This is a genomic window from Phenylobacterium sp. LjRoot219 (assembly GCF_964252995.1).
Taxonomy (GTDB): Bacteria; Pseudomonadota; Alphaproteobacteria; order Caulobacterales; family Caulobacteraceae; genus Phenylobacterium.
The window spans coordinates 3,315,239-3,334,754 of record NZ_CAXUQI020000001.1; the positions used below are offsets into that span (position 1 = coordinate 3,315,239).

Consider the following 19,516-nt stretch of genomic DNA (forward strand, 5'->3'; position numbering starts at 1 on the left):
TGGGAGGACGACATGCGCAGCACTCAGCGCCGGACGGCGGAAGCCAAGACGGGAGCGTGCTTCCCGTGACCCCAGAGACCACTGCGCACGATCCGACGTCGGCCACGACCTTTCCGCAGTTGATCCGCGCCGCGGCTGCCGCCTATGGCGACGCCCCCGCCGTTGTGCTGAAGAACGACGGCCTCCCGGACGAATCCCTCACCTTTATCGAGTTGGAGCGGCGGTCCGCCGAGCTCGCACGCGGCCTGATCGCCCGCGGCGTCGGCAAGGGCGCGCGGATCGGCTTCATCTGCGGCAACGGCCCGGCCTTCGCCGTGCAGCTCGCCGCGATCGCCCGGATCGGCGCGGTCGCCATCCCGATCAGCACCATGATCCGCGCCAACGAGCTGGTGCGGGTGCTGCGCCAGTCCGACGTCAGCGGGCTGATCGTCCAGCGGACGCTGCTGGGCAACGACTATGTGGAGCGCATCTGCGACGCGCTGCCGGACCTGCGCGAGGCGGCGGGCCCGGATCTGCGGCTGCTGCAGACGCCGTTCCTGCGCTGGATCGCCTCGAGCGGCGAGAACCTGCCGGCCAGCTTCCAGGACATCAGCCAGCTCACCGAGCGCGCCGACACGGTGAGCGAGGCGCTGCTCACGGAGATCGAAGCCGAGGTCCACCCGGCCGACCAGATGGTCGAGATCTACACCTCCGGCTCGATGGCGCTGCCGAAAGGCGTGCGGCACAACCACGGGCCGGTGATGTTCCGCACCCACTGGATCCGGCCGAGGCTGAAGGTCGAGCGCGGCATGCAGGTGACCGCCGCGCTGCCGATGTTCTGGGTCGGCGGCCTGGTCATGTACCTGCTGCCCAACTGGGAGGTCGGGGCGACGACCATCTGCACCGAGCGGACCATGAGCAACAGCCGGGTCGCGATGGGCAGCGTGCTGGCCGCCGAGGACCTTGAGCTGATGAAGCAGGCGCCGATCAACTGGGCGCTGGGCATGACCGAGACCATCGGGCCGTATTCCTGGGGCGACGAAGTGCGGGTGCCCGGCTACCCGCTGTGCGCGCCGCTGGATCACGTCGCCGACCGCTACGAGGTGCGGGTCTGGGACGAGGACGCGCAACAGGAAGCCGGCGAAGGCGGGATCGGCGAGATCCAGGTGCGCGGCTATGCGCTGACGCCTGGCCTGCACAAGATCGAGCGCGGAGCCCCTTATTTCGAGCCGGACGGCTTCTACCGCACCGGCGACATGGGACTGGTCGCCGGCGGCCGCATCCTGTTCGTCGGCCGCAACGGCGACATGATCAAGACCGCCGGCTCGAACGTCTCGCCGGCCGAAGTCGAGATGGAGCTGCAGCTGCTCGACGGCGTGCACTCGGCCTACGTCGTCGGCCTGCCGGACACCCAGCGCGGCCAGCTGCTGGTCGCCGCGGTGGTGCCGCGCGACGGGGCCGAGCTCGACTTCGCCGACCTCGAGGCCAAGCTTCGCCAGCGGCTGTCGAGCTACAAGGTGCCGCGCGCCTATGTGGCGATCACCCGCGACGAGGTGCCGATGCTCCACAGCAACAAGGTCTCCCGCCGACAGGTCGAACGGATGATGGCCGAACGGCTCGGACGCGAGTGACGGGCGCCGACCGCCCCGGCCGTGCGCGGCCGGCGGCGGTCGGAATGATCTCACTCTATCACCACCTCGCGCGGGACAAGCTCGGGCCACGACGCTATAAAGGCCACTCTTTCTGACGGAGGGTGTCGTGGATCGTTTGGGCCTGGACCTGATGAGCGCCTTCGGCCTGCCGCCGGTCGAGTATGTCGGCCTGGCCGCCGACCTCGGCTGCGGACACGTCACCACCGGCCTCACCGGCCTGCCCTGGCGGCTCAGCCACTTCCCCGCCTGGTCGCTGCGCGACGACCTGGCGCTGCGGCGGGAGACGACGGCGGCGCTGCGCGATCGCGGCGTCGCCATCTCCGTCGTCAGCGGCTTCAGCCTCCGGCCGCAGGCCGACGTGCGCGACTTCGCGGCGGACATCGACCTGGCCGCCGAACTTGGCGCGCGCCAAGTGGGCTCCGTCGGCATGGACCCGGACATTCCGCGGGCCCACGACCAGCTCGCGACGCTGACCGAAATGGCCGCCGCGCGGGGCCTGCAGGTGGTGTTCGACTACGCCCCGCACCAGGCGATCAACGACCTGACCGGCGCGCTCGCCGCGCTGCGCCACACCGGCTCGCCAAATGCGCTGCTGTCGCTGGATGCGATGCACGTGTTCCGCGCCGGCGGGACGCTCGCCGATGTGGCGGCGCTCGACCCGGCGCTGATCGGCTACGCCCAGGTGTGCGACGCGCCGCGCGCCGCGCCGCACCCCGACTACGCCCGCGAGGTCACCTTCGAGCGCCTGGTCCCCGGCGACGGGGAGCTGCCGCTGGCGGCGTTCGTCGCCGCCCTGCCGCGCGACGTGCTGATCGGCGTCGAGGTCCCGAACCTCGCCGCGGTCGAAGCCGACGGCCTCAACGCCTTCATGACCCGCGCGGTCGCCGCCTCCCGCGCCCTGCTGCCAGAATCGGTCGGCTGAGCGCCGCGCATTGCCGCGCCCCGGTCGCTCTGGCAGACCAGGGGCATGCCGCCTGCGACCCGGTCCGCCGCCGCGCCTGACATCGCCGCCGCCGCACGCGCCCTGGTGGCCGAGGCAGGGCTGCGCGGCCTGAGCCTGCGCAAGGTCGCCGCGCGCGCCGGCGTGAGCCTCGGCGCGTTCAGCTATCAGGTCGGCGGCAAGGCCGATCTCGTCCGGCAACTGGTCGTCGACGCCGCCGAGTTGCGCCGCCAGCGTCACGCGGCCTGGAGCGCGCGCGCCCAGCGCATGGACCTCGCCGACCCGGCGGTGCTGGCCGCGCTGATCGGCGGCTATCTCGACGAGGCGGCGCTGCCGGACCGCGAGCACGCGCTGACGCTCAGCGAGCTGGCGCTGGAGGCCGGGCGCGATCCGACCGCCTGTCCAGAGGTCGGCGACCTGATCCGCGACGAGGTCGCCTTCTGGCGCGGCGCGCTCGACGGCGTCCCCGGCGGGGCCGCGCACGGCGAGGCGATCGCCCACTACTGCCAGGACGAGCTGCCCTTCACTCTGGCGATCGGCGCCGACCCCGACTACCGGCTGCTGCGCGCCGCCGTCAGCGCCCGCCTGGCGGACCGCCTGCGCGACGCGGGGACAGGCGGCTTCGCCGCCGGCTTCGAGGCCCAGGTCGCGGCCATGGACGCGCGCGCCGTCGACATCCGCAGGCCGCTGGCGGTCGACGCCGACTCCCGGCGCGCGCGCATCGCCGCGACCGTCGCCGTCCTGATCGAGGCCGAGGGCGTGGCCGCGGTCACCCACCGGGCGGTCGCCGCGGCGGCGGGCGCGCCCAACTCGACCGTGGCGCACTACTTCCGCACCCGCGACGACCTGCTGCGCGCCGGGGTCGAGGCGCTCTACCTCGGCTCCACCGGCTCGACGACGACCGAACCGGACGCCGAGGCGCAGCGCGGCGGGCGCTCGCTGATGCGGGCCACCCGGGCGCTGGTGCTGGCCGCCGCCCGCGACGACAGCCTGCGGCCGTTCGCGCTCGACCTGCGGCGGCGCCGCGGGGAGCACATGGGCGCACTGGTCGCCCCGATCGGCGGCGGCCGGCCGCTCGACGCCGCCGCCGCCCAGGCCGCGGCGATGACGATCTCCGGGGCCGGCTTCGCGCGTCAGACGCTCGGCGAGGCGCCGCGCGCCGGCGACGTCGCCGGCCTGCTCGCGCGGTTGCGCGCCGGGCCCGACTGACTCCCGTACAACTGTCTTGATTTCGCACACCCCGGCCGATTAGGTTGCGGCCGGGCGGCGTCGATCGCGCGCCGGGAGGACGAGCGAATGAAGACGCGCCTGATGCTGACCGCGGCGGCGACCGCCTTGAGCTTCGGCCTGGGCCTGGCCCCGCCGGCGGCGGCCGAGACGCCGCGCACCGTGCTGCCGGTTCCGGAGCCGGTGTTCACCGGCGTGATCGGCGACACCGTCGCCCAATCACGCCCGGCTTCGACGACCGCGCCGATCCAGGCCCCGGCGAACGCGCCGAACATCGTCGTCTTCCTCGGCGACGACGTCGGGTTCGGCATGTCGAGCGCCTTCGGCGGCCCGGTCCCGACCCCGAACATGGACCGCCTGGCGGCCGCCGGAGAACGGTACAACCGTTTTCACACCACGGCGATCTGCTCGCCGACCCGGGCCGCGCTGCTGACCGGCCGCAACCACCACAACGCCGGCGTCGGCCACCTCACAGACCTGCCGAGCGACTTTCCGGGCTACACCGCCCACATCCCGCCCTCGACAGCGACCATTGCCCAGACGCTGCGGCTGAACGGCTACAACACCGCGATGTTCGGCAAGCACCACGACATCCCCTCGGGCGAGGAGACCGCGGCCGGGCCGTTCGACCTGTGGCCGACCGGGCTGGGCTTCGAATACTACTTCGGCTTTCCGACCGGCGACGTGCACCAGTGGCGGCCGAACCTCTATCGCGGCACCACCCGGGTGCCGGACCTGGAAGGGCCGCCGGCGCTGGTCGAGAAGCGGCTGGCGGACGACGCCATCACCTGGGTCCACAACCAGAAGGCCGCCGCGCAGGACAAGCCGTTCTTCATCTACTACGCCTCGGGCGCGACGCACGCGCCGCACCACGCCCCGCCGGCATACATCGCCCGCTTCAAGGGCAAGTTCGACCAGGGCTGGGACAAGGTCCGCGAGGAGACGCTGCAGCGGCAGATCGCGCTCGGCATCGTCCCGCCCGGCACGAAGATGTCGCCGCGCCCGGCCGAGGTGCCGGCCTGGGATTCGCTGTCGCCGGACCAGCGGGCCTTCGCGATCCGCTCGATGGAGGTCGCCGCGGCCATGCTGGTCTATCAGGACGAGCAGTTTGGCCGCGTGCTGAACGAGCTCGAGCGCATGGGCGAGCTCGACCGGACGCTGGTGATGGTGGTGCAGGGCGACAACGGCGCCAGCGCCGAGGCCGGCCCGCCGGGTACCATCAACGAGATCGGCCACCTCTCCAACGGCCTGAAGGAAGACGACGCCTGGCTGGCGGCCAACATCGACAAGCTGGGCACGGAGTACACCTACGCCAGCTATCCGGGCGGCTGGACCTGGGCGATGAACGCGCCCTTCCCCTGGACCAAGCAGTACGCCTCGATGCTGGGCGGCATCCGCAACGGCATGATCATGTCCTGGAAGGGCCATGTGGCGCGTCCGGGCTCGGTCTGCGCCGAGTTCGGCCACGTGATCGACATCGCCCCCACCGCCCTGGACGCCGCCGGCCTGCCCGCCCCCGACACGGTCTATGGCGTCAAGCAGAAGCCGATGGACGGCAAGAGCCTGCTGCCGAGCCTGGCCGCCTGCCAGCCGGACAAGCCGCGCACCCAGTACTTCGAGATCACCGGCAAGGTCGGCCTCTACAAGGACGGCTGGTTCCTCTCCAGCGACGACGGCCGCAAGCCCTGGCAGCAGGGGCCACAGGCCGGCTTCGATCCGGCCAATCCGCCTTGGGCGCTGTACGACCTGCGCACCGACTTCGCCCAGGCGGTGGACGTCGCCCCGCAACATCCCGACCAGGTAAAGGCGATGGTCGCCACCTGGCGCGAGGAGGCGACCCGCAACAACGTCTTCCCGCTCGACCACCGGTTCAGCGTCGGCCGCGGCAAGATGCCGTTCCAGACCGGCAAGTCGTTCGACTACTGGGGCGCCGACGTCAGCCTGCCGGCGATGAAGGGTCCGATGTTCGTCGGCCGCTCGTTCACCCTCGACGCCGACATCCGGCTCGACAAGGCCAACGCCTCGGGCGCGATCTTCGCCGTCGGCAGCCGGTTCGGCGGCTGGAGCCTGTACCTCGACCGCGGTCGTCCCGCGCTGACCTACGCCTACTCCACCAAGCCCGAGGACATCACCCGCATCGCCGCCAGCCAGGCCCTGCCCGCCGGGGCCCAGCAGCTGCGCATGACCTTCGCCGCCGAAGGCCCCGGCAAGGGCGGCGAGGTGCAGCTGCTGTCGGGCGACCGCGTGATCGCCTCAGGACGCGTTCCGCGGACGATCATCACCAGCGCCGGGGTCGGCGAAATGCTCGACGTCGGCCGCGACACCGGCGTGCCGGTCACCGACTACCGCACCCCGGTCGGCCGGCTGGAGGGCGACGTGAGTCACGTGGCGTTGCGCTTCAAATAACGAAAATTCCAGGGGTTGAAGGGGGAGGGTCGCGCGAGCCAAATGTTTCAAAGCCGCAAACGAGACCCTCTCATTTTTCATTGACAGCCCCTACCCTTCGGCGCAAGCGTGCCTGCCATAACGGGAGGAGCGCGATGACGACGGGTCTTGATCCGAACAAGGCGAAGACGGCTCGCCGCGTCATCGAAGTGCTCGAGTTCTTCGACGAACAGAACCGTCACGCCACGGTGATGGACATCGCCCGGCGCTACAAACGGCCCCAGTCGAGCACGTCCGAGCTGCTCGCCATCCTGGTGGAGATGGGGCTGCTCTACAAAGATCCGACCTCGCGCTCGTTCACGCCGACCCCGCGGGCGGCGATGCTGGGCTCGATGTGCCAGCCCGGCGTGGTCCGCGACGGCCGCCTGTCGATGCTGATGGAGCGGCTCGCCGCCCAGACCGGCCACGGCGCGGCGGTGACCGGCATGGTCGGCCTGCAGGTGCAGATGTTTCGCTGGATCGCCGGCGCCTGCCAGCTCGCCACCACCCTGCCGACCGGACTCTCCGGCGGCGCGCTGTCGCCGCTGTGCGACAGCGCCGCCGGCTGGCTGCTGCTGTCCACCGTGCCGGCCGAACGGCGCGAGGGCGTGCTGCGCCGGCTGCGCGCCGAGGCTCCGGTGGACAAGGTCTTCAATCCGGCCGAGGTGCGCGAGCGGATCGAGACCTGCGGCCGCCAGGGCTACGCCATCGGCCCGGCCGGCTTCGGCACCACCGCGCAGATGTGCGCCGTGCTGGTCCCCAGCGAGGCCGGCGAACGACCGATGGTGGTGAGCCTGGTGCACGCCCCCAACACCGTCATCGAGCCCCAAGCGCTGGTGGCGATGCTGCAGAAGTCCGTGCAGGAGTGCGTCGAGGCCGGCGAGCGGATCCGCTTGCCGCTCTGAGACTCGCTCCTCCCCTGCAAAGCGGGGGAGGGGGACCAGTCGCCGGAGAGCGACTGGTGAGGGGGCAAGCCGCGTCCGCAGCTAGCCGGCCGCACTGCCTGAATCGCAAACTAGAAAAATCTGAAATCTGAGACGGCGAACCCGCGCCTGCGGCTCGCCCCCTCCACCATGCGCTCTGCGGCGCGTGGTCCCCCTCCCCCGCTAACGCGGGGGAGGAAGAAGCCTGGGTGTTTAAGCCCGGCTGCGCGGCAGGCCCAGGCGGCGCTCGGCCACCATGCTGCGCAGCACTTCGCTGGTGCCGCCGTAGATGCTGGTCGCCGTCGAGTGGCGATAGCCCATCTCCACCCGGCCCAGGCCGTCCTGGCCGCGGACCAGCGAATCCGGCGCCGCCAGGTCCAGCAGGTCGGCGGAGTCGACGATGAAGGCCTCGGTCGAGAACACCTTCGCCGCCGGGCCGTAGGCCATGTCCGGCTGACCGGCCAGCCGCATGCCCAGCACCTTGGCGGAGAGCGCCTCGGCGATGTTGGCGTCGGCGTAGACCTTGGCCAGGCGGGCGAGCGCCTGCGAATCCTCGATCACCGGGCGGCCGTCGCGCTGGGTCTTGCGGGCCCAGTCCTCGACCGCCTTGGCCATCTGCCGCAGGTTCTTGTGGTAGTAGCCGCCGCTCTGCTCCTGGCTGAGCGCCGAGGCCATCACCTTCACCCCGCCGTTGATCTCGCCGATCCGGTAGCGGTCGGGGATGCGGACGTCGGTGTAGAAGGTGCCGTTCGTCCGCTCGTCCATGAAGGTGTAGACCGGGTGGATCTCCACGCCCGGCGCGTCGAGCGGCACCAGGAACATGGTCAGGCCCTTGTGCTTCGGCACGTCCGGGTCGGTGCGGGTCAGCAGGAAGACGTAGCTCGCCCACTCGGCGCCCGAGGTGAACATCTTCTGGCCGTTGATCACCCAGTCGTCGCCGTCGCGCACGGCGCGGGTCTTGGCGGCGAACACGTCGGAGCCGCCCGACGGTTCGGTGTAGCCGAGCGCCGCGGTGGCGTCGCCGGACGAGAAACGGTGCAGCACCTCGGCCTTCAGTTCCGGCGTGCCGAACTTGAGGATGGCGTTGCCGACCAGGCCGGTCGTGCTGCGCGGCGGCGGGGTGTAGCCGACCTCCTGCCAGACCGCGAGGCTGGCGCGGGTCGAGGCGACGTCCGCGCCACGGCCGCCCCACTCTTCAGGCCATTCGGGGAACAGCAGCCGCGCCTTGCCGAGCGCGCGGTGCACCTCCCAGTCGTGCGACTCGAAGGAGTGGTCGTGCAGCTTGTGCTTCTTCGGGTCGAGGATCCCGGCGAACAGGGCGCGGGTCTCGTCCGCCAGCTCCTCGCCGCCGGGGGGCGCTTCGAAGTCGACTTCGACCAGGCCCGGATCCGGCAGAGCCGCGGCCTCGCCGAGCAGCTGCCGGCGGCCGGCGCGGACCAGTTCGGCCTGCGGATCGCCGAGCACCAGCGGCCAGGCCTTGGCGCGGCGATGATAGAGCTGGATGTCGTACTCGTTGCTGAGGCCGTAGCCGCCGAGGGTGTGCAGCGCGTGGGCCACCGAGTTGGTCGCCGTGCGCGAGGCCCACCAGAACAGCTGCGAGATCATCGCGCCGGCGTCGGCGCGGCCGTCGGCCAGGCCGCGCAGCGTCGACCACAGCAGCATCTTGCCGCCGTCGGCGTCGATCACGTCGATGGCCAGCGGGTGGGCGATGCCCTGGTTGGCGCCGATCGGCTGGTCGAAGGCGATCCGCTCGCAGGCGTAGGTCGCCGCGATGGTCAGGGCTTCCTGCGACAGGCCGATCAGGCCGGCGGCGGTGAGGATCTTCCACTCCTCGACCGCGGCGGCCCAGATGCGCGCGGCGTCGGCGTTGCTGGAGACCACCTGGCGCTCGCCCTGGCCCGGCGTGAACACGCCGATCGCCTGGCCGCCGAGGGTCTCAGGCGCGCTCAGCGGCGCAGCCGGGATCTCGATCGCCACTTCCTTGCCGTCGAAGGTCAGGACGCCCTGCGCCACCGCGCCGCCGGGGACCAGCTGGGCCTGGCCCGGCTGGGTCTGCCGCAGGGCGATCGTCAGCACGGTGTCGCCGCCGCGGACCTTCTCGATCCAGGCCCGCGCCACGTCGCCGCCGAGCTCGCCCAGCGCCTTCAGCGCCACGACCGCTTCGGCCAGCGGCGCCGGCGCCAGCCGGCGACCGGCCTCTTCCATCATCAGGCAGGCGTCGAACAGGCTCATCTCGCCGCCGCCGGCTTCCGCCGAGGTGCGCAGGAACTGCGCTTCCAGGCCGAGCAGCTCGGTCCACAGCGCGGCGTCGAAGCCGACCGGCTCGGCGGCGCGCACCCGCACGCTCGTCGACTCGGTCGCGAAGAACCGCTCGAACATCTCCTGCACGGGCAGGCTGTCTTCGGGCATTCCGAGCTTCATTCTTCTTCTCCTGAACCCTGGCCGGCTATCAGGGCCGCCGGCTGCGGCTCCCAACTGGTCGCAATCGAAAAACTGGTCAAGTGAGGTCGGGCGACGGCGCCCCGGGCGCCGCCGCCGACCGTGGATTTAACGCCGGGGCGAAGGGCTCAGTCCTTCTTGCCGCCGATCCCCTGCACGTACTTGGCGATGCCTTCGAGGTAGGCCGGGTTGAGCATCAGCGCGCTGTTGGCCAGGCGTTCGACCTGGCGGCCCTGGTCGCGGCCGACCTCGCTGGCCAGCTCGATGGCCAGCTTGGCCGTGCCCATCTGCTCGGCGTTCTGCTTGGCCAGGTGGCGGCAGAAGCCCATCACGTCGTCCTCGAAGGACTCGTCCGGATAAACCTCGTGCACCAGGCCCATGTAGAGCGCCTTGTCGGCGCTGGCCTTCATGTTGCCCATGATCAGGTAGCGGGCCCAGTGGGCGCCGCAGATCCGCGTCAGGCGGCTGACGCCGTTCGACGCCGGCAGCACGCCGAACAGGCCTTCCGGGAAGGAGTAGCTGGCGCTCTTGGCCGCCAGGCGGAAGTCGCAGGACAGCGACATCTCCAGCCCGCCGCCGACGCAGGTGGCGTGGTGGGCGACGACGATCGGCTTCTCGATGTGTTCCATCTCGTCATAGATGCGGTGCATGCCATGGAGGCCGAGGCGGTGGGTCTCACGGATCCCCGAGCCCGAGCGCTTCTGGTCGGTGGCGTTGCCGGACTTCATGTCCGCGCCGGCGCTGAAGTAACGGCCGGTGGCGCGGATCAGCATGACCTTCAGTTCCGGCGTGTCGCGGAACCGGTGCAGGGCCTGCTCGAACAGCCCCATCATCTCGCCGGTGATGGCGTTCAGCTTGTCCGGGCGGTTGAGGGTCGCGACCAGGATGCCGTCGACGTCTTCGGTGATGAGGTGGGGCGCTTCTTCCGACATGTTTGGTTCCTCTAGACCCTGTCCCGGGCTGGCCTGAAACAAGTCAGCCCGGCGATAACCAGGGTCGTCGTTCAAAAGGGAGAGCCCTTCTTATCCACCCGCGTTGGTCCAACGGGAGTGGGAAGGACTCTAGGCGCGGCTGCGCGGCAGGCCGAGGTTGCGCTCGGCGATCATGCTGCGGTGGACTTGACTGGTGCCGCCGTAGATCCGCGTGCCGTGAGCGTGGCGGTAGCACAGGTTGAGGAAGCCTGCCGGACCGTCCCGCTTCGCCAGCGAGTGCGGCGCGGTCAGGTCTAGCAGGTCGGCGGCGTCCGAATAGAACTTTTCGGACGAGTACATCTTGGCCATCGGGCCATAGGCGTGGTTCGGCTTGCCTTCGACGCCGACCCACAGCGAGCGGTGGCCGAGCAGCAGCGAGACCTGCACGTCGGCGTAGGTGCGCGCCAGGCGGCGCTGGGCCGAAGGGTCGTCGATCAGCGGGCGGCCGTCGCGCACGATCTCGCGGCACAGCTCCTCGGCGGAGCGCAGCATGTGGGCCTGGGTCTTGCCGAAGCCGCCGCCGTGCTCGAGCTCGAGCGCCGCCGACATCACCTTCACCCCTGCGTCGACCTCGCCGAGCCGCCAGCTGTCGGGGATCCGCACCCCGTCGTAGTAGGTGATGTTCGTCCGCTCGTCCTGGAAGGTGAAGACCGGCTGCACCTCGATGCCCGGCGTCCCCTTCAGCGGGACGATGAACATCGTCAGGCCCTTGTGCTTGGCGACGTCCGGATTGGTCCGCGTCAGCATCAGCACGTAGTCGGAGAGGTTCGCCCCGCTGGTGAACATCTTCTGGCCGTCGATCCGCCAGCCCTCGCCGTCGCGCGTCGCCTTGGTCTGGGCGGCGAACACGTCGGAGCCGGAGCCCGGCTCGGAGTAGCCGAGGCTGCAGACCGCCTCGCCGGCGACGATCTTCGACAGCACGTCGCGCTTCAGCTCGTCGCTGCCGAACTTGCGGATGATGTGGGCCACCATCTGGGTGACGCCGACCGCATGGCCGCTCCAGCCATGGTCTTCCCAGACCTCGCGGGCGGCGTGGACGGCATAGGGCGGGGCGTCGCGGCCGCCGAATTCCTTCGGCCAGGCCGGGAACAGTAGGCCGGCCTCGGCCAGCTTCTTGTGCACGCCCGGGTCGTGGCCGTCCCAGGAGTAGTGCGCCTTGGCCTTCAGCTCCGGCGTCAGAGTCGCGGTGAAGAAGGCGTCGACTTCCTGGGCGAATGCCCGCGCCTCGTCGCCGAGGTCGAAGTCGATGCTCACCTCGCCGACGTCCGGCAGGCGCGTGGCCTCGCCGGCGTAGAGCCGGCGGCCCGCCTCGTCGAGCGCCCGCGCCGGGTCGCCGAACACCAGCGGCCAGGCCTTGGCCCGCAGGTTGTAGAGGTGGACGTCGTACTCGGTGGTCAGGCCGTAGCCGCCGAAGGTCTGCACCGCCTGGCCGCCGACGCGGCTGGCGAGGTCGGCGTTCCACCAGAAGGCCAACGAGACTTCGCCGCCGGCGTTGGGCGCGCCATCGGCGATGTTGCGGATCGCCTGCCAGAGCAAGAGCTTGCCGGCCTCGGTCTCGGTGATCAGGTCGGCGAGCGGATGCGACAGCGCCTGGTAGGCGCCGATCGGCTGGCCGAACTGCACGCGCTCGACCGCGTAGGCCGCGGCCAGCCGGATGGCCTCGCGCGACAGCCCCGACAGCGCCGCGGCCATCAAGAGCTTCCATTCCTCGACCGCCTGGGCGAAGGCGGCGGTCGCCTCCGGCCCGGTCGACAGCACCGTCCGGGCGAAGTCCTTGAGGCGCAGCTCGGCGATCGGCGTCGAGGCGAGGTTGGCCTCGCCCTGGCGGGCGCTCGCCGGAACCTCGACCAGCAACACCTGGTCGCCGTCACGGGCGATCACCGCCTCGGCGACGGCGCCGCCGGCCACCCACTGCACGGGCTGGCAGGCGAGATCATGGAAGGCGAGGCCGAGCACGCTCTCGCCGCCCAGCACCTTGGCCAGCCGGTCGGCCGCGGCGTCCGGGGCGACCACGGCCAGCAGGCGCGCGGCGACCAGGGTCTCGGCGATCGGTCCCGAGGCCAGGGTGCGGCCGACCTCTTCCATCAGCGCGGTGGCGTCGAGCACGCCCAGGCCCAGGCCGCCGGCGGCCTCCGGGACCCGCACCGAGAAGGCGCCGAGCTCCGCCAGCCCGCGCCATAGCGCGGCGTCGAACCCGGACGGCAGGGCCGCGCGGACGCGGGCCATGCTGCTCTCTTCGTTCAGGAAGCGCGCGAAGGCGTCGCGCAGCGCCTTCTGGTCGGCGGAGAGTTCAAGGTTCACGGCGGGCTCGCTCCCAAAGGCGTTTCTTATTTTATTTGAAACACAGAACTGAGGCGGCACGGCCGCGGCGCAGAGCCCAACTGCGCCAAGCGGCTTCGCCGCATAATCCGCGGGGTCCGGAGGACCGCGTCCTCCGGACCCCGCGGGATCAGGCTTAGCCCTTGCCGCCCATCAGCGCGGCCATGTCGATCTGGCCGGTGGCCAGGCCGCCCATGAAGCCGCCGTCGACGGCGAAGGCGTGACCGTTGATGTAGCTGGCCGCGTCGCTGTTCAGGAAGATCAGCGGGCTGGCCTGCTCGTCCGGGGTCGCCCGGCGGTTGATCGGCTGCGCCGCGGCGTCGATCACCGCCACCGGGGTGGCGGATTCGAAGCTGTTCATCATCGGCGTCTGGGTCGGGCCCGGCAGGGTGCAGTTCAGGCGGATGCCCTGCTTGATCAGGTGCGCCGCGGTGAACATCGTCCAGACGGTGATGGCTTCCTTCGAGAAGGAATAGCCCTCGGCCACCGTGTCCATGTGGTCTTCACACCACTTCACGCCATCGGCGTAGGTCTTGGTGGTGACCAGCTCCATGACGGTCGGCAGCCGGCGCGACCAGCCCATCGCCGCGGTCGAGGCGATGGAGGCGATGGCGCCGCCTTCCGACATCAGCGGCAGGACCGTCTGGGTCATGTGGCGGGTGCCGAGGAAGTTCACCTTCATGACGTCCAGCGGACCGGCGGTCTGCGGCAGGCCGGCGCAGTTGAACAGCGCATCGACCTTGCCGCCGATCTTGGCCACCGCGGCTTCGATCGAGGCCGGGTCGCGCAGGTCGACCTGGTTGAACGAGGCGAGCGGCAGGGTGGATTCCTTGAAGTCCAGGCCGTGCACTTCGGCGCCGAGGCCGAGCAGCTGCCGGGCGGTTGCTTCGCCCATGCCCGAGAAGCAGCCGCTGACGATGACGCGCTTGTTCTTGTAGTTGACGAGATCAGACATGAGGTCTCCCTGGCGGCCCGTCCGGGCGGCCTTTCAGCTAGTCTTCGACGACGGTGATGATGCGTTCGGGGCAGGCGCGCGCCCCGCGACGAGCGAGAGCTTCCTGGCCCGGAGGAACGTCGATCTCCTCCACGGCGATGTAGCCGTCGTCGTCGAGTTCGTAGATCTCCGGAGCCACCGCGGCGCAGCGGGCATGGCCCACGCAGCCGGCCTTGTTGATGCGGATTTTCATCCTGATGCTCCAAACTTGGGCTGGCGGATGCCAGCCATACCGCGATTAGACCCGCCTTGGCCCGCGGTTCGGCTTGGTGTTCGAATAGATGGCGCCGGCCTACGCCGATCAACCGCCCACACCTCGCAAATCGTCCCCACGATTGAGCCTGCGGCCCAAGGCTTGCGGCAGGTGCATATCGCCGCCACGCGGGCGGCTCAAGCGCTGAGAACAGCAGTGCCGCCAAGGCGTTCGCGCGGAAGCCGAAGGCTCCCGCGCGACCCAACCTCAGAGCCCTTCCCACTCGCGTTGATCAACGCGAGTGGAGGCTCTCACTCGAGGACAACGGCCCTGTTTATCCCGCCTGACTTGCCTCAGGTCAGGCGGGACAGGGTCTAGGCAGCGCGATCGTGCTTGGCGAACATGCCCATGATGTCACCGGACGTGATCGGACGCGGCTTCTCGCCAGGCGCCAGCGGCGCGCGGCCGCCCGACGACTTCGGCGTGGTGTCCACGCCGGCAGCGACCGCCTTGGCCCGCAGCGCGCCCACCGTGAGGTCTTCGCGCTTGTAGTTTTTGAACGGATCGAAGTTCCAGAACTTCATCGCGTTCTTGTGGGTGACCTTGTCGATCAGCTCGGGGGTCAGGTGCTTCACCGACTCCCACAGGTGCTCAGGCACCTCCGGCCACAGGGTGTCGGAGTGCGGATAGTCGCACTCGTAGGAGACCAGGTCCTCGTTGAGGAACCGCAGGTTCTGCAGCCCGAACTTGTCGTCGATGAAGCAGAGCATGAAGTGGCGCTTAAAGACGTCCGACGGCTTCAGGTCGCCGAACGCCATGTCCGAGTGCGTCCAGGTCTTGTGCCGCCAGTGGCTGAAGTCGGCGCGCTCCATGAAGTAGGGCACCCAGCCGATGCCGCCCTCGGAAAGGGCGATCTTCATGGTCGGGTAGCGGTGCAGCGCCTCCAGGTGCAGCCAGTCGGCCGCGCCCATCGCGATCGACATCGGCATGGTGGTGATCCAGGCCTCGATCGGGGTCTCCATGGAGGCGTGGGGCGCCGGGTTGCCGCCGCCGATGTGCAGGCAGATGACCATGTCGTGGTCGGTGATCGCCTTCCACATCGGCTCCCAGTAGGCGTTGTGGATGCTGGGCAGGCCCTTCGTCGTCGGGTTCTCGTTGATCGAGACCGCCGTCACGCCCTTCGCCGCCAGGCGTTTGATCTCGGCGACCGTGGCGTCCATGTTCCAGGTCGGCAGGATGCCGCAGGGAATGAAGCGGCCCGGGTAGGCGGCGCACCATTCGTCGACGTGCCAGTCGTTGTAGGCCCGCAGGTGGATCAGCGAGAGGTCCTTGTCCGCCACCTGGTGGAAGCGGCCGCCGGCGAAGTCCACGACGCTGCCGAAGTTCAGCGACGCGGCGATGCCGTTGACGTCCATGTCCTTGATCCGCTCATGGACATCCCAGACGCCCTTGCGCATCTGCTCGAGGCTGGTCGGCTCCATGCCGTATTCCTCGAACGGGCGGCCCACGACGGCGTTCAGGCCCACCGAGGGCCACTTCTGACCCTGGTATTCCCAGTAGTCGGTGCCGGTCTCGGTCTGCTTCAGCTTCGGCGCGGTCGCCAGCGCGTCGCCCGTCAGGTGCTTGTCGAACAGGTCCGGCGGTTCACTGATGTGGTCATCGACGCTGACGATAACTAGGTCATTCATATTCATCGAGATTTCCTCCTACGGCGGATTTTCCGCCTTGTTCTGGCTGTGGCTTAGACGTGGCTCAAGACGCCGGGCTGGCCTCCTTCGGCGCAGACCGTCGCGGCTCCAGGGGCTGCTCGCCCCCGCCGCTGAAATCGCGGATTTCGCCGACCCGCCTGGCCTTCAGCTTGGTCTCGGGCTGGAAGGTGAAGCAGGTCGGCGGCATGCGCGTGGCGTCGGACTGGTTCTCGAGCGGGATCGCGCGGCCGTGGGCGACCACCGCGCCCCAGCGCAGGATCCGGGCCTGCTCCTGGCCCTCGGCGTCGAGGCTTTCGATGTAGGGCTTGAGCTGCAGCAGGGTCAGGCCGGCGGCCGCCGCCGGCTCGACCAAACGCCCGTCCTGCTCCACCCAGTGCATCACCGGCTCGCCATTGCGCCGCAACTCGATCCGCCGCCGCCCGTCGATCGGGTCCTCGGTGAGGATATCATAGGTCAGCGGGGCGCGATCGAGGGCGTGCGTCGCCGCCAGCGTCGCCAGGTCGTGCAGGTGGGTGCAGTTGGTCGCCTTCTCGGCGTTGCGGCCGAGCGGAGCCTCGCTGAGCGCTGCGCCGGTGAAGGTCTGTTCGAGCCGGGCGATCGCGCCCGGACAGGTGGTCCAGGGCGCGCGCACCATCTCCGGCTCCACCGCGGTGATCACCCCGCCCGCATGGCGCAGGGTGACCCGCATGTGGTGGTAGTCGTCCTCCAGCTCGCTGCGGACCCAGCCCTCGCCCGGGGCGACGCGAAAGCGCCGCCGATAGCCGGGACGATCGTCGAGGGCGGGGTCGCGCATCGCCAGGTCCCTAGTCCCTGGCCAGCAGCAGCGCCGTCGCCAGCGGCCCGCCGCCGGAGGTGGCCACCGCGACCTTGGGATCGCCGGGGATCTGCCGCTCGCCGCCGTTGCCGCGCAGCTGGGTCACCGCCTCGTGGGCGAAGCCGAAGCCGTGCAGCCGGCCGGCGCCGATCTGGCCGCCGAAGGTGTTCAGCGGCAGTTCGCCGTCGATGGCGATCCGCTGGCCGCCTTCGATGAAGCGGCCGCCCTCGCCGACCTCGCAGAAGCCCAGCGCCTCCAGCCAGGTCAGCGCCAGGAAGCTGAAGCCGTCGTAGAACTGGACGGTGTCGACGTCCTTCGGCTTGTAGTCGGTGTGCTTCCACAGCTCGCGGCCGGTGGCGTAGCTGGCCATCCACTCGGCCTGGTCCCAGCTGTCGCGGTCGACGGCGCCGGCCGACGCGGCGATGCGGATCGGCGTGCACTTGACCTCGTCGACCGCGTCGCCGGCCGAGACGATGACCACCGTCGAGGCGTCGGAGAAGCGGTCGCAGTCGAACAGGCAGAGCGGCGAGGCGATCATCCGCGCCGACATGTACTGGTCCATGCTCAGCGGCTCGCGCACCAGGGCGCGCGGGTTGAGCAGGGCGTTCTTGCGGTCGTTGAGCGCGATCTGCGCCAGCTGCTCGCGGGTCAGGCCGTACTTCTTGACGTGCCGCATCGCGTACTGCGCGGTCCAGGTCACCGCCGAGGTGGCGTTGAACGGCGCGGTCCACTGCGACATGCCGTCGACCCGGCCGCGCTTCGGCATCGGGTACTCGTCCGGCCGGGCCATGGCGGCGGCCTCGTAGACCGTGCGGAAGCACATGACGTGGCGGGCGTGGCCGGCCTTCACCGCGTCGGCCGCCGCGGCGATCGCGCCCAGCTGGGCCGACAGCTCCATGCCGCCGAGGCGCCACTTGGCCTTGATGCCGAAGCCCTCGATGACCTCGTCGACGCCGACCGGCGAGAAGCCGAGATAGCCGCCCATGCGGCCGGGATAGGTGGCGACGCCGTCGATCTGGTCGACCGTCAGGCCGGCCTCGTCGAGCGCCTCCTTGAAGGCGTCGAGGGTCAGCAGCAGCGGGTGGCGGGCGAGCTTCTGGCCAATCTGCGATTGGCCGACTCCGGTGATGTAGGCTTCGGTCGCCATCGTCTTACGCCACCTTCTCGAACAGCGGGATCCACACGTCGTCGTGCTGCTCGAAGGTCACGCGCACGCGGTCGCCGAACTCCACCGCATCGACCGGACAGTTCACGATGTTGGTGGTCAGGATGACCCCGGGCGCGCCGTCCAGCGCGACCCGGGCGATGACGAACGGGACCTCCATGCCGGGGCCCCAGGCCTGGTGGTTGACGGTGAAGGTGTCGACCACCCCGGTTCCCGGCACGGCCTCGGCCGCGACGTTCTCCGACAGGCACTGCCGGCACACCGGCATCGGCGGGTGGTTCCAGCTGTCGCAGTCGCGGCAGTGGTGGATGCGCAACTCGCCTTCCGCACCACCGGTCCAGAAGGCCCGGTTGTCGGAATCGAGGCGCGGCAGGGCTCGTTGCGCAGCCATATGGTTAGACGTCCCAGACGATGTGGAGGGTGTCGAGGCCGATCACGTTGCCGCCATGGAACTTCGGCGGGTTTGCGGGATCGAGGCGGAAGGTCGGCAGGCCGGCCAGCAGCTCTTCGTACATGATCTGCAGCTCGATGCGCGCCAGGTGCGAGCCGACGCAGCGGTGCGGGCCGGTGCCGAAGGCGATGTGCACCTTGTCTTCGCGGTCGATGTCGGTGCGCTCGGGCTCGGCGAACCGGCTCGAGTCGAGGTCGGCGCCGCCGAGCAGCATCAGCACCCGCTCGCGCGCCTTGATCGGCGCGCCGTGCCATTCGGTGTCCTTCGCCGCCATCCGCACCGGCACGGTGAAGGTGTAGCGGCGCAGCAGCTCCTCGGTGAGCTCCTGGCTGAGCTCAGGGCTCTGACGCAGGCGCTCCTGCAGCGCCGGGTCGGTCGCCAGGTGGCGCACGCCCAGGCCGATGCCGTTCATCACCGTGTCGAGGCCGGCGAGGAAGAGCAGGACGCCCCAGTTCTCCATGTCCTCGAGCGTGGTCGGCTGGCCGTCGACGTTGGCCTGCCACAGCCGGCTGATCAGGTCGTCGCCGGGGTTCTCCTTCCGCTCCAGGAAGGTGTCGCGCATGATCGCGGCGACCTTCTGCAGCTTGATGATGGTGGCCTTCGGATCGAAGTCGATCGACTCGAAGTGCTCCTTCACCAGCGCGCGGTAGGCTTCCGCGCGCTCCAGCGGCAGGCCGAACATCTTCAGGAAGACGTTGACCGGCAGCGGCTCGGCCACGTCGGCCATGAATTCGCTGCAGCCCTTCGGGGCGATGTTCGCCACCAGCTCCTTGGCCAGCGCGCGGATGTCGTCGCGGAGCAGGTTCATCGCCTTCGGCGAGAAGGCCCCGTTCAGCGGGATCCGGTACTTGGTGTGCAGCGGCGGGTCGACGTTGATCGGCAGCGGCTGGGGAATGTGCGGCGCGCCCGGCGGCAGGGCGGCGCGCATCGCCTGCATCTGCGCCTGCGGCACGAACTCGCTGGTGAAGGTCTCCCAGTCGCGGCCGAGGTCGTAGTTGGCCTCGTAGCTCAGCGCGACCCAGTGGCCGCCCTGGCGCGGCGTCCAGAAGACCTCTGGGGCCTCCTTGTGCATCTGCGCGATGCGGGCGTGCGGATCGGTCTGGAAGCCCGGATCCTTGAAGTAGTCGAAATCGTAGACCAGGGCGTCCGGCACGTGCGCCGGCTTCGGCGCGGCCGGGGTGAGCTGGGCGTGGGAGGCGTCGTCAGCCACTGTATTCTCCGACAAAATAGAGGTGGCTCAAGGTCGGCGAACGACCCTGAGACTGCCGTTCTCACTAGCCGAAGGCGCGCTCGGCGTCACATCCATTCGCACGCTT

Annotated in this window: 15 protein-coding genes; 5 read left to right on the plus strand and 10 right to left on the minus strand. The window is 70.1% G+C overall.

The features are described from left to right. Positions 1-65: 65 nt before the first annotated feature. The 5 genes from ACSQ14_RS16225 (at position 66) to ACSQ14_RS16245 (ending at position 7,127) form a co-directional block, all read left to right on the plus strand. Positions 66-1,610, plus strand: coding sequence for a class I adenylate-forming enzyme family protein (locus ACSQ14_RS16225; RefSeq protein WP_436014589.1), 1,545 nt, complete (start codon positions 66-68; stop codon positions 1,608-1,610). 127 nt (positions 1,611-1,737) lie between these two features. Next, entirely contained in the window at positions 1,738-2,553 is an 816-nt protein-coding gene (locus tag ACSQ14_RS16230; protein ID WP_436014591.1) for a sugar phosphate isomerase/epimerase family protein, read from the plus strand. Positions 2,554-2,598: 45 nt separating this feature from the next. Further along, positions 2,599-3,780, plus strand: coding sequence for a TetR family transcriptional regulator (locus tag ACSQ14_RS16235; RefSeq protein ID WP_436014593.1), 1,182 nt, complete (start codon positions 2,599-2,601; stop codon positions 3,778-3,780). Between the two features lie 87 nt (positions 3,781-3,867). Next, positions 3,868-6,204, plus strand: coding sequence for an arylsulfatase (locus ACSQ14_RS16240; RefSeq protein WP_436014595.1), 2,337 nt, complete (start codon positions 3,868-3,870; stop codon positions 6,202-6,204). A 134-nt stretch (positions 6,205-6,338) separates the two neighbouring features. Further along, complete coding sequence (locus tag ACSQ14_RS16245; protein ID WP_436014597.1) at positions 6,339-7,127, plus strand: helix-turn-helix domain-containing protein; 789 nt, start codon at positions 6,339-6,341, stop codon at positions 7,125-7,127. 231 nt (positions 7,128-7,358) lie between these two features. On the opposite strand, the gene ACSQ14_RS16250 is transcribed toward ACSQ14_RS16245, so the two are convergent. The 10 genes from ACSQ14_RS16250 to ACSQ14_RS16295 all read right to left on the minus strand — a co-directional run bounded on the left by ACSQ14_RS16250 (position 7,359) and on the right by ACSQ14_RS16295 (position 19,410). Next, positions 7,359-9,566, minus strand: coding sequence for an acyl-CoA dehydrogenase family protein (locus ACSQ14_RS16250; protein WP_436014599.1), 2,208 nt, complete (start codon positions 9,564-9,566; stop codon positions 7,359-7,361). A gap of 146 nt (positions 9,567-9,712) precedes the next feature. Continuing rightward, entirely contained in the window at positions 9,713-10,516 is an 804-nt protein-coding gene (locus tag ACSQ14_RS16255; RefSeq protein ID WP_436014601.1) for an enoyl-CoA hydratase/isomerase family protein, read from the minus strand. A 129-nt stretch (positions 10,517-10,645) separates the two neighbouring features. After that, positions 10,646-12,856: an acyl-CoA dehydrogenase family protein gene (locus ACSQ14_RS16260; protein WP_436014603.1), complete on the minus strand. Its 2,211-nt coding sequence runs from the start codon at positions 12,854-12,856 to the stop codon at positions 10,646-10,648. 154 nt (positions 12,857-13,010) lie between these two features. Next, positions 13,011-13,829, minus strand: a complete 819-nt coding sequence (locus ACSQ14_RS16265; RefSeq protein WP_436014605.1) for a coniferyl-alcohol dehydrogenase — start codon at positions 13,827-13,829, stop codon at positions 13,011-13,013. A gap of 37 nt (positions 13,830-13,866) precedes the next feature. Further along, positions 13,867-14,061: a ferredoxin gene (locus tag ACSQ14_RS16270; RefSeq protein ID WP_436014607.1), complete on the minus strand. Its 195-nt coding sequence runs from the start codon at positions 14,059-14,061 to the stop codon at positions 13,867-13,869. Positions 14,062-14,435: 374 nt separating this feature from the next. Next, positions 14,436-15,749 (minus strand): amidohydrolase family protein, encoded by a 1,314-nt coding sequence (locus tag ACSQ14_RS16275; protein ID WP_436014609.1) that lies wholly within the window; start codon positions 15,747-15,749, stop codon positions 14,436-14,438. A gap of 64 nt (positions 15,750-15,813) precedes the next feature. Next, positions 15,814-16,563, minus strand: coding sequence for a DUF2889 domain-containing protein (locus ACSQ14_RS16280; RefSeq protein ID WP_436014611.1), 750 nt, complete (start codon positions 16,561-16,563; stop codon positions 15,814-15,816). Between the two features lie 10 nt (positions 16,564-16,573). Continuing rightward, complete coding sequence (locus tag ACSQ14_RS16285) at positions 16,574-17,731, minus strand: thiolase family protein (RefSeq protein ID WP_436014613.1); 1,158 nt, start codon at positions 17,729-17,731, stop codon at positions 16,574-16,576. A 4-nt stretch (positions 17,732-17,735) separates the two neighbouring features. After that, positions 17,736-18,140: a Zn-ribbon domain-containing OB-fold protein gene (locus ACSQ14_RS16290; protein WP_436014615.1), complete on the minus strand. Its 405-nt coding sequence runs from the start codon at positions 18,138-18,140 to the stop codon at positions 17,736-17,738. A 4-nt stretch (positions 18,141-18,144) separates the two neighbouring features. After that, positions 18,145-19,410: a cytochrome P450 gene (locus tag ACSQ14_RS16295; RefSeq protein ID WP_436014617.1), complete on the minus strand. Its 1,266-nt coding sequence runs from the start codon at positions 19,408-19,410 to the stop codon at positions 18,145-18,147. Positions 19,411-19,516 lie beyond the last annotated feature (106 nt).

Coding starts and splice junctions, on each gene's coding strand:
- ACSQ14_RS16235 (WP_436014593.1), top strand. CDS start 2,599: ATGCCGCCTGCGACCCGGTCCGCCGCCGCGCCTGACATCGCCGCCGCC.
- ACSQ14_RS16240 (WP_436014595.1), top strand. CDS start 3,868: ATGAAGACGCGCCTGATGCTGACCGCGGCGGCGACCGCCTTGAGCTTC.
- ACSQ14_RS16245 (WP_436014597.1), top strand. CDS start 6,339: ATGACGACGGGTCTTGATCCGAACAAGGCGAAGACGGCTCGCCGCGTC.
- ACSQ14_RS16250 (WP_436014599.1), bottom strand. CDS start 9,566: ATGAAGCTCGGAATGCCCGAAGACAGCCTGCCCGTGCAGGAGATGTTC.
- ACSQ14_RS16255 (WP_436014601.1), bottom strand. CDS start 10,516: ATGTCGGAAGAAGCGCCCCACCTCATCACCGAAGACGTCGACGGCATC.
- ACSQ14_RS16265 (WP_436014605.1), bottom strand. CDS start 13,829: ATGTCTGATCTCGTCAACTACAAGAACAAGCGCGTCATCGTCAGCGGC.
- ACSQ14_RS16270 (WP_436014607.1), bottom strand. CDS start 14,061: ATGAAAATCCGCATCAACAAGGCCGGCTGCGTGGGCCATGCCCGCTGC.
- ACSQ14_RS16275 (WP_436014609.1), bottom strand. CDS start 15,749: ATGAATGACCTAGTTATCGTCAGCGTCGATGACCACATCAGTGAACCG.
- ACSQ14_RS16280 (WP_436014611.1), bottom strand. CDS start 16,563: ATGCGCGACCCCGCCCTCGACGATCGTCCCGGCTATCGGCGGCGCTTT.
- ACSQ14_RS16285 (WP_436014613.1), bottom strand. CDS start 17,731: ATGGCGACCGAAGCCTACATCACCGGAGTCGGCCAATCGCAGATTGGC.
- ACSQ14_RS16290 (WP_436014615.1), bottom strand. CDS start 18,140: ATGGCTGCGCAACGAGCCCTGCCGCGCCTCGATTCCGACAACCGGGCC.